Below are 12866 nucleotides of genomic sequence, written 5' to 3'. Positions count from 1 at the left end.
GCCAGCCGGCGCCGCCGCCGGCGACGTCGTCTGCCGTGGAGGCCGACGCACAGGCGGCCGAGGCCGCGGTGCGCGACCTGCGCGGCACCTCGGTGCTGGTGGTCGACGACGACCGCGATGCGCGCGAGCTGATCGCCCGCATCCTGGCCGATTGCCAGGCCAGCGTGCGCCTGGCCGCCAGCGCGCGCGAAGCGTTCGAGCTGCTGCGCGCCGCGCCGCCCGACCTCCTGATCAGCGACCTCGGCATGCCCGAGGTCGACGGCCTGGAACTGCTGTCCTGGGTGCGTGCGCTGCCGCGCGACGCCGGCGGGCTGGTGCCGGCCATCGCCCTGACCGCCTTCGCCCGCTCCGAAGACCGCCTCAAGGCGCTGGAGGCGGGTTTTTCGGCCCATGTCTCGAAACCGGTCGAGCAGACCGAGCTGATGGCCGCGATCGGCATGGTGATGGCGCCGCCCGCGGCGCCGCTGGTCAATGGAGGAAGACGCGTGGTCAGCCGTTGAGCGTTGGCCACTGATGGATGGCCAATGAAAGTGGGGCAATGAGGAGCAGCCGTTGTCCACCGGTCGTTCATGTTCCTACCCACGCACGCGGCGCTGTCCTACAAGAAATTTTGAGCTGTTTGCTAGACTAAGTAGTGATGGGTTCAAGCCCGATTCCACCCAGAAGGGAATCCGCTCCATACGAGAGAAGAGAAAAGCATGCCGAGCAGACAAGACATTTTGAACGCGAAAATCCTGGTAGTGGACGATTCGCCCGACAATATCGAACTGATGGAAGAGATATTGCGCGAAGAAGGCTACGCTTGCGTCAGCTCGACCATGCTGCCGGAACAGGTCTGCCCGCTCCACCGCGAGCACAACTACGACCTGATCCTGCTCGACCTGCAGATGCCGGGCCTGAATGGCTTCCAGGTGATGAAGGGGCTCAAGGAGATCGAGCAAGGCGGTTACCTGCCGGTGCTGGCCCTGACTGCCCAGCCGAGCTTCAAGATCGCCGCGCTCGAAGCCGGCGCCCGCGACTTTATCAGCAAGCCCTTCGACCTGCTCGAAGTGCACAAGCGCATCCACAACATGCTCGAGGTGCGGCTGCTGTACAAGGAATTGGCGCAATACTCCAAGGCGCAACAGGAGCTGGCCCTGCACGACGCCCTCACCGGCCTGCCCAACCGGCGCCTGCTCGAAGACCGCATCGAGACCGCGCTGCAGCACGCCAACCGCAGCCATGCCAAGGCGGCCGTCATGTACCTCGACCTGGATGGCTTCAAGGCGATCAACGACACCTACGGCCATGCCTACGGCGACGAGATCCTCAAGATGGTGTCCCAGCGCCTGCTGTCGAGCTCGCGCAAGGAAGACACCGTGGCGCGCCTCGGCGGCGACGAATTCATGGTCGTGCTGGGCGACATCCACAGCCTGGCCGACGCCCAGGGACCGGCCTCGAAACTGGTCGAGGCGCTGTCCGAGCCCTTCTTCATCAACGATCTCACGCTGCGGCTGTCGACCTCGATCGGCATCAGCATCTATCCGGACGATGCCGAGTCGGTCGATGCGCTGATCAATATCGCCGACTACGCGCTGTACGAAGCCAAGCGCGCCGGCAAGAACCGTTTCTGCTCGCCGGCGGCGAACCGCCAGGCGGCGGCCAAGACCTCGGCGGCGCCGAGCCAGGCCAGCGCCCCGGCCAGCCCGCCGGTCGAGCTGGCGACCCACCACCGCTGAAGCGGGCGCTGCTTCTTTCGTTTGCACGACGGGCCCGGCCTTCCACCTGATTGGGACGCCGGGCCCGCCTCATTTGGGGAAACGCGCACGATGACCCTTGGCGAACCCATAAAGCAACAGGCCATGCGGCTTGCGCCGCATGGCCTGTCGTCTCCCGCCGTGAAGAAAATCTCAGCGCTTCTCTTCCACCGGGCACTCGCGAATCTTGCTCTTTTCTTCGATCGACTGCGCGTGCTGGTGGTCGTGGCCCGCGTCGACCATGTCCGGCGCCACCTCGATGCGGGTGATGCCGGCGTCGACCGAGATCGGGTCGCTGGCCGGGAAGGTCATCTCGACCGCGTCGTCGAGCAGCGTTTCCTCGGCCTTTTCCTTGTTGGACAGGCCTTCGCAGCCGGACAGCGCCTTGATGGCGATCGCATAGCGGATGACTTCCAGGTTGGCCAGGTCGCCGATCGTCTTCACGCCCAGCGTGTCGGCCAGCGCAGACGCCTGCTGCTCGCCGATGCCGCGCAGCGCGGATAGCGGCGCGTCGGCCAGCTCGCGGAAGGTTTTACCGTGAAATTGCTCATTTACAATGGTGTCGATATTCATATTATGTCCTTTCGTATAGGCGCCCCGTCCGCCAGCGAACCGGTTCGATTCCACTATGGCATAGCGCTGTACCGACGTATGTGCGGCAGCGAACACCCTCACCTGCCGCACGATTGATTTATTTGCCTAGTGGCACTTATGTCACATGATATGATGGCTTGTTTTGCAAGGTATTTACTCAGGCGTAATACAAGTTTAGACTCCATTTGGTCGGGCAAGCACGGCAATGTTGACGGAATCCATCGTGGCGAACAGCGATAAACCCAAGATCCTGGTGGTCAACGACGACCCCGCCAGCCTGCTGGCGCTGACCAGCCTGCTCGACGGGCGCGCCGACGAGGGCAACTACAGCGTGCTGTCGGCCCGCTCCGGCCAGGAAGCGCTGCGCCAGGTGCTGCTGCACGATTTCGCCGTGATCCTGCTCGACGTGAACATGCCCGGCATGGACGGCTTCGAGACCGCCGAGGCGATCCACCAGCGTCCGCGCTCGGCCGACATCCCGATCATCTTCGTCACCGCCTTCCTGGCCGACGAGATCGACCGCCTCAAGGCTTACCAGCGCGGCGCCGCCGATTTCCTGTTCACCCCGGTGATTCCGCAGATCCTGCACGCCAAGGTGTCGGTATTCGTCACCCTGGCCATGAAGAACGAGGAACTCAAGCGCCAGGCCGAGAAGCTGTCGCAGCATGCGTCGGAACTCACCGCCACCAACCGGCGCCTGGTGCGCGAGATGGAAGAGCGGCGCGCGGCCGAGCGAAAGAGCCATGCCAAGGACGAGTTCCTGGCCATGCTGGGCCACGAGCTGCGCAATCCGCTGTCGGCGATCACCAGCGCCTCGAGCCTGATCGGCCTGCCCGGCGCCGCGCCCGACACGGTGGTGCGCGCCCGCTCCATTATCCAGCGCCAGAGCCAGCACCTGTCGCGCATCGTCGACGACCTGCTCGACCTGTCGCGCGCGATGTCGGGCAAGATCCTGCTGGCGCGCCAGGCCACCGACCTGTCGACGCTGGTGGCCAGCTGCCTGGAAACCTTCCGCGCCACCGGCCGCACGGCGGGCTACCGCATCGCGGTCGACCTGGCGCCGGGCTGGGTCGACGGCGACCCGACCCGTCTCGAACAGATCGTGTCGAACCTGCTGGACAATGCGCTCAAATACACGCCCAGCGGCGGCGCCATCGACATCGCCCTGGCGCGCGCCGGCGACGAGGTCGTGCTCAGCGTGCGCGACTCGGGCGTCGGCATCCCGCCCGAACTGCTGCCGCAGGTGTTCGACGTGTTCGTGCAGGGCGCGATCTCGATCGACCGCTCGCAGGGCGGTCTGGGGATCGGCCTGTCGCTGGTGCGGCGCCTGGTCGAGCTGCACGGCGGCAGCGTGGCCGCCGACAGCCCCGGCGCCGGACTCGGCTCCAGCTTCACGATCCGTCTTCCCTACGCCAGCCAGGCCGAGCCGGCCGCGCGGGGCGCGCCGGCGCTGGCGCCGCTGGAAGCGGGCAAGCCGTCGGTGCTGCTGATCGAAGACAATGAAGACGGGCGCGAGATGATGGCGACCATGCTGGCCGCCTTCGGCTACCCGGTGTTCCAGGCCGCCGACGGCCTGCAGGGCGTGAGCCAGGCGCATGCGTGCCGGCCGGACGCCGCGCTGGTCGACATCGGCCTGCCGGGCATCGACGGCTACGAGGTGGCGCGGCGCCTGCGCGCCGACGCGGCCACGCGCGCGATCCGCCTGATCGCCGTGACCGGCTACGGCCTGCCGGACGACCAGCGGCGCGTGATGGAAGCCGGCTTCGACCAGCACCTGGTCAAGCCGGTGCAGATCGAGCGCCTGCTGGAAGCGCTGGCGCCGGTGACGGCCCCAGCCCCGGCCGGCACCACCGCCGCCTGACGCCGCGGCAGTTGCGGCAGCGGCGGCGCGGTCAGGCCGTGGCGAGCAGCTCGTCGCGGCGCGCCGCCATCTCGGCCCCCAGGGCGTCCAGGTCGAGCTTGAGCTTGCGCACTTTCGGGAACATGTCCTCTTCTTCCTCGTCGACGTGGTGTTCGATGTATTCGCCCAGCACCGTGACCTTGGCGTCGTACAGGTCGTCGCCCGGCTCCATCTCCTGGATCTGCGAGATCAGGTCCTTGGCCGAGGCGTGTTCGACCACGGCTTCGTCCAGCATGTCTTCCATTTCCTTCGACACCGAGCGCAGCGCCGGATAGAAAATCTCTTCCTCGATCTGCGTGTGCATGATCAGCTGCTCGCAGATCTCGTTCGCCAGCTTCTTCTTGCTGGTGGTGGCGCGCTCGCCCAGTTCGTCGAATTGCTTGAACAGCGCCTTGACTTCGTCGTGCTGGCTGATCAGGAGTTCGATGGCGTCTTGTGGCTTGTCGTTCTTGCTCATGGTAATACCCCCGTATTCTGTATGGTGTGAGTGGCTCGTTGACCACGTTTCCAGCATGCGCCGTGCGCGCCGCGCAGACTGTACGGGAGCGCACGCTGTGCAGGAACAACGCCGGGATGACTTGCCATGCGGGGCGCGCGCCGCCGAATTGCCAACTGTTGTATGATTTGGGAAACATTTAACAGAGCCTACGATGACCGCACCGGCACCATCGCCCCCCGACCCGGAACTCGAGCGCCAGGTCGCGGCGCGCACCGCTGAACTCACCGAGATGCTGGCCTGGCTGGCCAACTGCTGGGACCAGGAACGCCGCCAGCTGGCGCGCCAGCTGCACGACAGCCTGGGCTCGTCGATGACGGCCCTGACCATGCACCTGGCCCTGCTGACCCAGAACCTGCCGGCCGACAGCAAGGCGCGCGACCGCGCCGCCCAGATGAAAACGCTGCTGGCCGGCATCATCGAAACCAACCGCAAGATGCAGCTCGAGCTATGGAACGACAAGCTCGAGTTCCTGGGCCTGCGCGCCGCGCTGGCCGAGCTGGTGCCCGCCTTCGGCGCCGAACGCGGCCTGAAGGCGCGCGCCAGCCTGCCCGACGACGACGGCGCCTGGTCGCGCGAACACGGCGTGCTGCTGCTGCGCTGCGCCGAGGAAGGCCTGCGCAACGCCGCCGCCCACGCCCAGGCCACGCGCGTGGACGTGATCCTGGACGACGACGGCGACATGGCCATGCTCACCGTGCGCGACGATGGCGTGGGGCCGAGCGCGGATGCGCTGGAAAAATCGTCGAAGGGCTGCCACGGCCTGCGCCTGCTGCGCGAACGCGCGCGCTACCTGGGCGGCAACCTGACCCTGGCGCGCGGCGAGAGCGGCGGCGCGATATTACAGATGACCTTGCCGCGCGAGCTGGCGGCCTGACGCGCAGGCGAACTAAAAACGACAACGCGGAAAACGACAACGCGAAAAACGACAACGGCGGCCATCGGCCGCCGTTGTCGTTGGTACTGGTACGCTCAGTGCAGCTTGACCAGCGGCGTGCTGCGCCGGATCAGGAAGCGCGCCACCGCCAGCAGCGCGGTGCGGGTGATGCCCATCACCGCCCGGTGGTGCATCAGGTGCAGGCTGGCGTACATCGTGCGCGCCAGCGCGCCCTGCACGAACCAGCTGGCCCCGCGCAGCGAACCCATCAGGCTGCCGACGCTGGTGCTCTGCCCGACCGAGACCAGCGAACCATAGTCGCGGTACTCGTACGGCGTGTCTTGCGGCGCCTGGCCCTTGTCCATGCGCAGGAAGGCCGTCACCAGGTAGTCGGCCTGCTGGTGCGCGGCCTGGGCGCGCGGCGGGACCGGCGCGCCGTTGCCGTCGATGCAGACGGCGCAGTCGCCCAGCGCCCAGATATTCGGCACGCCCTTGACGCGCAGGTGGGCGTCGACGTCGAGCCCGCCGCCGCGCGCGGTCGGCAGGCCCAGGCCGGCCAGCAGTTCGGGCGCGCGGATGCCGGCGGCCCACACGCACAGGTCGGCCGGGTAGACGTTGCCCTTGCCGTCGATGACCTTGTCGGCCTCGATCGCGGTGACGCGGCAGTCGGCCACCACATTGATGCCGCGCTTGCCGAGCAGGTCGTGCGCCGCGGTCGAGACCCGCTCGGGCAGCGGCGCCAGGATGCGCGGCGCGCCCTCCAGGATGGTAATGCGCACGTCGCGCTTGACGTCCATGCGCGCAAAGCCATAGCGCGCATAGGCGCCCGACGCTTCGCGCAGCTCGGCGGCCAGCTCGACGCCGGTGGCGCCGCCGCCGATGATGACCACGTCCAGGCCGGTTTCCTTGCCTTCTTCGCGCTGCTGCTCGACGGCCAGCATCAGGCGCAGCATGCGCAGGCGGAAGCGCTCGGCGTCCTCGGTCGCGTTCAGCGAGATCGAATGCTCCTCGGCGCCCGGCACGCCGAAATAATTCGAGGTGCTGCCGATCGCCATCACCAGCGAGCCATAGCCCAGGCGCCGCACCGGCAGCACTTCTTCATTGTCGCTGGCGGCGCGCACCGCGCCGATCTCGATCGCCTGGCCGGCGGCGTCGAGCCCCGTCATCGGGCCGAGCACGAAATTGAATCCATTGTCGTGGGCCAGCATGGCGTACGACAGTCCTTCCTGGTGGATGTCCAGGGTGCCGGCCGCGACTTCGTGCAGCGACGGCTTCCAGATATGATAAAGGCGGCTGTCGACCAGCGTCACCTTGGATGGGCCCAGTTTGCGGCCCAGTTTGCAGGCCAGCTCGAGTCCGCCGGCGCCTCCACCCACGATCACGATATCGCTACGCAAGTTGCCTCCTTCACAATGCCCTGTCCGGCAACGGCGCCGGATCCTCGGACAATGTCGATTTTACTATGGCGGCGTGAATAACGTAGCGCTTGTCAATATAGTTGACTACATATTACGGAAGAGCCCCATGAAGGACTGACTGACAGTCAGCGTCTCGGGCCGGTTCCTGAGCCGGATCGTGCCGCGCCCGCTTTCGTCGCTCGCCACGCCGGCTACCGCGCGCAGGTTGACGATGGTCGAGCGGTGCACCTGCTTGAACATGGTCGGGTCGAGCACCTCGAGCAGGTCGCGGATGGGTTTACGCAGCAGCGATTCGCCGTCACGCGTCATCACCACCGTGTACTTGGCGTCGGACTGGAAATACACCACGTCGTCGACCAGGATCAGGCGCGTCTCGGCGCCGCGGCTGGCCGTCAGCCAGACCAGGGGCTGCGCGCGCGGCGCCGGCGGAGAAACCAGCTGCAGGCGCGCCAGCAGCTCGGCCAATTGGGTGGCGTCGACCCCGCCGCGCGCCAGGCGCTCGCGCACCCGCGCCACGGTCGCGTTCAGGCGCTCGCGCGCCACCGGCTTGAGCAGGTAGTCGACCGCGCCGCGATCGAAGGCGTCGAGCGCATACTGGTCGTAGGCGGTCACGAACACGACCTCGGTGCGCAGGCCCGCCGCCAGCAGGTTCGACGCGACTTCCAGGCCGGACAGCCCCGGCATGCGGATGTCGAGGAAGGCGACCTGGGGCCGGTGGGTCTCGATCGCTTCCAGCGCGCTGCCGCCGTCCTCGCACACGGCCACGATCTCCAGCCCGGGCCAGGCTTCGAGCAGCAATTTGACCAGTTCGTCGCGCAGCAGCGCTTCGTCTTCGGCGACCACGCATTTGACGGCATCAGGCGGCATGGCGGCCTCCGCTTCCCTGCAGCGCCAGCGGCACCGTGATGGTCGCCGCCACCCCGCTCGGGAAGTTGGCGACGATGGCGAAACTGGCGCCATTGCCGTAGGCCAGGCGCAGGCGCTCGCGCACGTTGCGCAGGCCGACGCCGGTGCCGGCGCCTTCGCTCGAAAAGCCGCGGCCGTCGTCGGCCACGGTCACGGCCACCGCCTGCGCCTGTTCGCCGCCCACCGCCCGCGCCAGGATCCACACCGTGCCGCCGCCGGGCTTGGGCTCCAGCCCGTGCTTGATCGCGTTCTCGACCAGGGTCTGCAGCATCATCGGCGGGAACACCAGCCGCTGCAGCTCGTCCGGCACGTCGACCTGCAGCGACAGGCGCGGCCCCATGCGAATGGCCAGGATGTCGAGGTAGGCGCGCGATCGCTCCAGCTCCTCGCCCAGGGTCGACGGCGCATCCTCGGTGCGCGGCAGGGAATGGCGCAGGTACTGGATCAGGTTGCCCAGCATGGCGTCGGCGCGCGCCGGGTCGCTGCGGGTGAGCACCTGGGCGCTGGCCAGCGTGTTGTACAGGAAGTGCGGCTCGACCTGGGCGTGCAGCAGGTTCAGGCGCGCCACCGTGAGCTCCTTCTCGGTCACGCTTTCGCGCACCTGATTCGCTTCCACGCGGCGCCGCTCGGCGATGCGGCGCGCGATGGCGCGCACCACGGCCTCGGCGTTCTCGAGGTTGGTGCCGTGGTCGACCAGGAACCAGTCGAGCCAGGCCGGCGCCTCGGGCTCGCAGATGAGGGTGACGCTGCCGGCCACGTCGCCGTTGGGCGTGACCGTCGCCAGGATCTGGTTGCGCCGGTTCGCAAAGATGTCCAGGCCCCACAGCTGGGACGCCTCCTTGCCGTAGGGGTCGATGCGCGCGACCTTGGCCCGCACCTGCAGGCTGTCGCGCGCGCTGTCGACGACGGTGGCGCCCGGCAGTTCGCGGATCGCCGCATCGATCATGTCGAAGGCCTCGCCCGCTTCGAGCGGAATCTCGATCTGGCGCCGCTGGCGGTTCGACAGCGTGCTGGCGTCCAGGTGGCCAATGACCAGGCGCACCCGGCGCATGTGCGAGAACACTTCCAGCAGCACCCAGGCGCACACGCCGAAGCCGAGCAGAGGACCGATCGGGCCGAGGTCGACGTCGACCCGCTCCAGCCAGGTCTCGTTGAGGGTGATGCACAGGGCGAGATAGACCGCCAGCCAGGCCAGCAACAGGCGGAAAACGTGGAACAGGCTTGCAAACATGATGTGCTCTCAAGGGTTGGGAATGGGCCCACCATAGGCTATCCATTCCTTGCAAGACAGCATTATGCGACGGAGCCGGGACTGGGCCGACGAAACCGGGGCCGGACGGCATGGAGCCGGTGCATGGCCGGGCGAGCAGACTGTTGCTTTCTACCTCTCATTACAATTTTCAGACATGCCCTCCCCCGCCCCTGCCCGCTACAATCTCGCCTTTCCGATCAAGAGGTTTTACAGATGGTACTGAAACGCATCGTCGTCATGCTGGCCGCCACGCTGGCTGCCGCCACCGCCCACGCCGAGATCGGCGCCGCCGTCACCGCCACGCTGGGCACCACCGGCGCCGGCCTGCACCTGGTCGTGCCGATGGAGAGCAATCTCAACGGTCGCTTCGGCATCAATTACTTCCAGCACGATTTCGACAAGCGCACCGGCGGCATCGACTACGACGCCAAGGGCAAGCTGCAGACCTTCGACGTGCTGTTCGACTGGTACGTGATCGCCGACAGCCCATTCCGCCTGACCGGCGGCGTTCTCTACAACGGCAACGAGATCAAGGGCCGCGGCCGTCCAAATGCCAACGGCCAATACCTGATCAATGGCCGCGGCTACACGGCGGCCGACGTCGGCGCGCTGGACGCGGACGTCGATTTCCAGAAGGCCGCGCCCTACATCGGCATCGGCTGGGGCAATGCCCTCACGCCGAACAAGCGCTGGCAGTTCAGCGCCGACCTCGGCGCCTTCTACCAGGGCAAGGCGCACGTGAACCTGGTCAGCCGCGGCTGCACCAGCTCGCGCGTGACCTGCACCGTGCTCGCGACCGACGTCGCGCGCGAAGAAGCGCGCCTGGCCGAAGAGCTGTCGGACTACAAGTTCTTCCCGGTGCTGCGCGCCAGCGTGTCGTACAGCTTCTGATCGACCCTGTCCAGCCGGCCATGCCGAACGCGCGCCTTGGCTGACGCGGCCGGCGTATGATGGGCTTCCACCATCGGGAGGGAGTCCATCATGTTGCCACGCCGAATTCTCGCCGCAGCGCTGACCGCGAGCTGCCTGCTGCTCGGCGGTTGCCGTGAACACAACGAGCCGGTCAAGCCGATCGCCGACTTGAGCCTGGGCCTGTCAAGCCAGCCTGCTCGCGACTGATTTTGCGCCTGATCCGCCGGCGCCGGCCGTCGGCCAGCCGCCGTTCTCGCCATGCCGGCCGCGGCAGGGTAAACTACGCGCTGTCCATTTTCGTCCCAAGGTTGTCCCACCCATGTCGTTCGCATCCCTCGGCCTGATCGACCAGATCGTCCGCACCCTCGACGCCCTCGCCTACCACACTCCCACCGCCGTCCAGGAACAGGCGATTCCCGCCGTGCTGGCCGGCCGCGACGTGATGGCCGCGGCCCAGACCGGCACCGGCAAGACCGCCGGCTTCACCCTGCCGATCCTCCAGCGCCTGGCCAAGAGCGGCACGGTGGGCAGCAATGCGGTGCGCGCGTTGATCCTGGTGCCGACCCGCGAGCTGGCCGAGCAGGTGCACGAAAGCGTGCGCACCTACGCCGAAGGCCTGCCGCTGCGCACCATGGTCGCCTACGGCGGGGTGAGCATCAATCCGCAGATGATGGCGTTGCGCAAGGGCGTCGACGTGATGGTCGCCACGCCCGGCCGCCTGCTCGACCTGCAGCGCCAGAACGCGGTGCGCTTCAACGAAGTCAAGACCCTGGTGCTGGACGAAGCCGACCGCATGCTCGACCTGGGCTTCGCGCGCGAGCTGGACGGCCTCATGAAACTGCTGCCCAAGAAGCGCCAGACCCTGCTGTTCTCGGCCACCTTCTCGGACCAGATCCGCGCGCTGTCGAACCAGATGCTGCGCGATCCGGTGCGCATCGAAGCCACGCCGCGCAACACCACCGTCGCCGCGGTGAAGCAGTGGATCATCCCGGTCGACAAGAAGCGCAAACCCGAGCTGTTCGTGCACCTGCTCGAGCGCCATGACTGGACCCAGGTGCTGGCCTTCGCCCGCACCCGCAAGGGCGTGGACGAGCTGGTGTCCCTGCTCGAGGCCAAGCGCATCACGGCCGACTCGATCCACGGCGACAAGCCGCAGCCGGCGCGCCTGCGCGCGCTCGAACGGTTCAAGGCGGGCGAGGTGCGGGTGCTGGTCGCGACCGACGTCGCCGCGCGCGGCATCGACATCGACGACCTGCCGGCCGTGATCAACGTCGACCTGCCGATCGTGGCCGAAGACTATGTGCACCGCACCGGCCGCACCGGCCGCGCCGGCGCCACCGGCGAGGCGGTGTCGCTGGTGTGCGCCGACGAAGTCGAGCAGCTGGCGGCGATCGAGGTGCTGACGCGGCAAGCGCTCGAGCGGGTCGAGGAACCGGGCTTCGCGCCCGACCACCGGGTGCCGATGACGGACGCGAAGGGGCAGATCGTCAAGAAGCCGAAGAAGCCCAAGAAGCCGAAGGGCGACGCGCCGGTGGTCAGCGAGGACGTGCGGTTCCGGCGCTAGGGCGCGGGCTCAGCCTGCGCTATCCGGTTCCAGCGCCTTGCGCAAGGCATGACGCGCGCCGCCCGGCGGGAAGCCGTCGAGGCGGCTGAATACCGTGTAGCCGAGCTTCTCGTAGAAACCGAGGGCCTGGAAGCTGAGCGTCTCGAGGAAGGCCTGCGTGCAGCCGCGCCGCACGGCTTCGCGCTCGGCCGCGAGCATCAGGGCGCGGCCCATGCCCCGCCCACGCAGCTCGTCCGCGAGCCACAGCGCATGCACCTGCAGCCAGCCGACCCAGGTGTCGCCGGACAGGCCGCCCACCACCTTCCCCTGCGCGTCGCGCAAGGTCACCAACAGGTCGAGCGGCGCCGCGCCGCCGGCATGTGCGGCGTTGTAGTCGATCAGGCCCTGGATGACGACGTTGGCATCGCGGTAGTCGGGCGTCGATTCGACCGCGATTGCGAGGTTCGGGATATGGTCTGGCATGGCGGATCCGCAAATGAAAGCGATTCTACGGCAAGGGCCGCATCGCCCAGCGGACGTCAGGGGCGCGGCGCCCCGTTCTTCGCCACATGGCGCCGGTATTGCCACTCCGAGATATGCCAGGTCAGGACGCCGAACACGGCGCCGGCGATCAGCCAGGACGGGATGTTGTAGACGAGGGACGGCACGAACCGTTCGGGATTGCTGAACCAGGCGGAGATCACGAAGAAGAGGTACATCGGTATGCCGTACGCGAGCAATCCCCGCTTGACGATCCACGATGCCATGCCGGCTTCACGAAGCGTGCGCCATCTGATCGCATGCGCTTCGCTCATCAGCCTGCCGCCTTTCGCTTTGCGGCCATCTTCTTGCCTGCGCCTCGTTGACCGATCGCGTCCGCGAGCCCGCGCCGCCGATCGAGCCTGCGCTCGAGCGCCGCACCCACCGCGTACAGCAGGATGAAGACCGGCGTCATGAACAGGCCGTAGGCGTCGGGCCACGAGATGAATTCCAGCGCCCGGCCCAGGCCCAGCCAGTGCGCCAGCGCCAGCTGGGCCGCGATCGGCAATTCGAGATACGCGAATTGCGACTGGTAATCGACGTAACCCAGCGAGACGAAGCCGAGGCAGGTCGCAATGAATAGCGCGTAGGGAGCGCAAAAGAAAAGACCGAGTCGGGACATCGTGATCGATACGAGGTTCGGGTTGCAAATGCTGTGGCGGATCGTCACGACGTGACAGGGCGACAAGTAC

15 protein-coding genes are annotated in these 12866 nt (G+C 67.3%); 7 read left to right on the top strand and 8 right to left on the bottom strand.

Translation table 11 applies throughout. The features are described 5' to 3' along the window. Both HMPREF9710_RS21700 and HMPREF9710_RS21695 read left to right on the top strand, forming a co-directional pair. A partial coding sequence (locus HMPREF9710_RS21700) for a response regulator (protein WP_005669954.1) occupies window positions 1-500 on the top strand: 500 nt, incomplete at its 5' end. A gap of 198 nt (window positions 501-698) precedes the next feature. After that, window positions 699-1718, top strand: coding sequence for a GGDEF domain-containing response regulator (locus HMPREF9710_RS21695; RefSeq protein ID WP_005669952.1), 1020 nt, complete (start codon window positions 699-701; stop codon window positions 1716-1718). Between the two features lie 171 nt (window positions 1719-1889). On the opposite strand, the gene HMPREF9710_RS21690 is transcribed toward HMPREF9710_RS21695, so the two are convergent. Next, window positions 1890-2309 carry a hypothetical protein gene (locus HMPREF9710_RS21690; protein ID WP_005669950.1) on the bottom strand — a complete coding sequence of 140 codons (420 nt, stop codon included), beginning with the start codon at window positions 2307-2309 and terminating at the stop codon, window positions 1890-1892. 226 nt (window positions 2310-2535) lie between these two features. On the opposite strand from HMPREF9710_RS21690, the gene HMPREF9710_RS21685 reads away from it, so the two are divergent. Then, window positions 2536-4191: an ATP-binding response regulator gene (locus HMPREF9710_RS21685; protein ID WP_005669949.1), complete on the top strand. Its 1656-nt coding sequence runs from the start codon at window positions 2536-2538 to the stop codon at window positions 4189-4191. Window positions 4192-4222: 31 nt separating this feature from the next. On the opposite strand, the gene HMPREF9710_RS21680 is transcribed toward HMPREF9710_RS21685, so the two are convergent. Beyond that, window positions 4223-4687 carry a hemerythrin domain-containing protein gene (locus tag HMPREF9710_RS21680; RefSeq protein WP_005669947.1) on the bottom strand — a complete coding sequence of 155 codons (465 nt, stop codon included), beginning with the start codon at window positions 4685-4687 and terminating at the stop codon, window positions 4223-4225. A 193-nt stretch (window positions 4688-4880) separates the two neighbouring features. Here HMPREF9710_RS21680 and HMPREF9710_RS21675 point away from each other — a divergent pair, with 193 nt between their 5' ends. Then, window positions 4881-5603, top strand: a complete 723-nt coding sequence (locus HMPREF9710_RS21675) for a sensor histidine kinase (RefSeq protein ID WP_005669945.1) — start codon at window positions 4881-4883, stop codon at window positions 5601-5603. A 95-nt stretch (window positions 5604-5698) separates the two neighbouring features. Here HMPREF9710_RS21675 and HMPREF9710_RS21670 read toward each other — a convergent pair whose 3' ends face one another. The 3 genes from HMPREF9710_RS21670 to HMPREF9710_RS21660 form a co-directional block, all read right to left on the bottom strand. Continuing rightward, window positions 5699-7000: an NAD(P)/FAD-dependent oxidoreductase gene (locus HMPREF9710_RS21670; protein ID WP_005669943.1), complete on the bottom strand. Its 1302-nt coding sequence runs from the start codon at window positions 6998-7000 to the stop codon at window positions 5699-5701. 105 nt (window positions 7001-7105) lie between these two features. After that, complete coding sequence (locus HMPREF9710_RS21665) at window positions 7106-7888, bottom strand: LytR/AlgR family response regulator transcription factor (protein WP_005669941.1); 783 nt, start codon at window positions 7886-7888, stop codon at window positions 7106-7108. Next, entirely contained in the window at window positions 7878-9158 is a 1281-nt protein-coding gene (locus tag HMPREF9710_RS21660; RefSeq protein WP_005669940.1) for a sensor histidine kinase, read from the bottom strand. Before HMPREF9710_RS21660 ends, HMPREF9710_RS21665 begins: the two co-directional genes overlap by 11 nt. 234 nt (window positions 9159-9392) lie before the next feature. On the opposite strand from HMPREF9710_RS21660, the gene HMPREF9710_RS21655 reads away from it, so the two are divergent. The 3 genes from HMPREF9710_RS21655 to HMPREF9710_RS21650 all read left to right on the top strand — a co-directional run bounded on the left by HMPREF9710_RS21655 (window position 9393) and on the right by HMPREF9710_RS21650 (window position 11655). Next, on the top strand, window positions 9393-10070 hold the full coding sequence (locus tag HMPREF9710_RS21655; protein ID WP_005669938.1) for a hypothetical protein: 678 nt from the start codon (window positions 9393-9395) through the stop codon (window positions 10068-10070). Between the two features lie 90 nt (window positions 10071-10160). Further along, window positions 10161-10298 carry a hypothetical protein gene (locus HMPREF9710_RS28060; RefSeq protein WP_005669937.1) on the top strand — a complete coding sequence of 46 codons (138 nt, stop codon included), beginning with the start codon at window positions 10161-10163 and terminating at the stop codon, window positions 10296-10298. 112 nt (window positions 10299-10410) lie between these two features. Beyond that, complete coding sequence (locus HMPREF9710_RS21650) at window positions 10411-11655, top strand: DEAD/DEAH box helicase (RefSeq protein ID WP_005669935.1); 1245 nt, start codon at window positions 10411-10413, stop codon at window positions 11653-11655. Between the two features lie 9 nt (window positions 11656-11664). On the opposite strand, the gene HMPREF9710_RS21645 is transcribed toward HMPREF9710_RS21650, so the two are convergent. From HMPREF9710_RS21645 to HMPREF9710_RS21635, 3 genes are read right to left on the bottom strand one after another with little or no spacing between them, the layout of a single operon-like run. Next, window positions 11665-12117, bottom strand: coding sequence for a GNAT family N-acetyltransferase (locus HMPREF9710_RS21645; RefSeq protein WP_005669934.1), 453 nt, complete (start codon window positions 12115-12117; stop codon window positions 11665-11667). A 56-nt stretch (window positions 12118-12173) separates the two neighbouring features. Continuing rightward, a complete protein-coding gene (locus HMPREF9710_RS21640; protein ID WP_005669933.1) occupies window positions 12174-12449 on the bottom strand; it encodes a hypothetical protein in 276 nt (91 codons plus the stop codon). After that, a complete protein-coding gene (locus HMPREF9710_RS21635; RefSeq protein WP_143054603.1) occupies window positions 12449-12844 on the bottom strand; it encodes a hypothetical protein in 396 nt (131 codons plus the stop codon). Before HMPREF9710_RS21635 ends, HMPREF9710_RS21640 begins: the two co-directional genes overlap by 1 nt. Between the last annotated feature and the right edge of the window lie 22 nt (window positions 12845-12866).

Origin of the sequence: Massilia timonae CCUG 45783 (assembly GCF_000315425.1) — a bacterium.
GTDB lineage: Bacteria > Pseudomonadota > Gammaproteobacteria > Burkholderiales > Burkholderiaceae_D > Telluria > Telluria timonae.
Note: the sequence above shows the minus strand (reverse complement) of the source record. Positions and strands in the feature narration are given on the sequence as shown.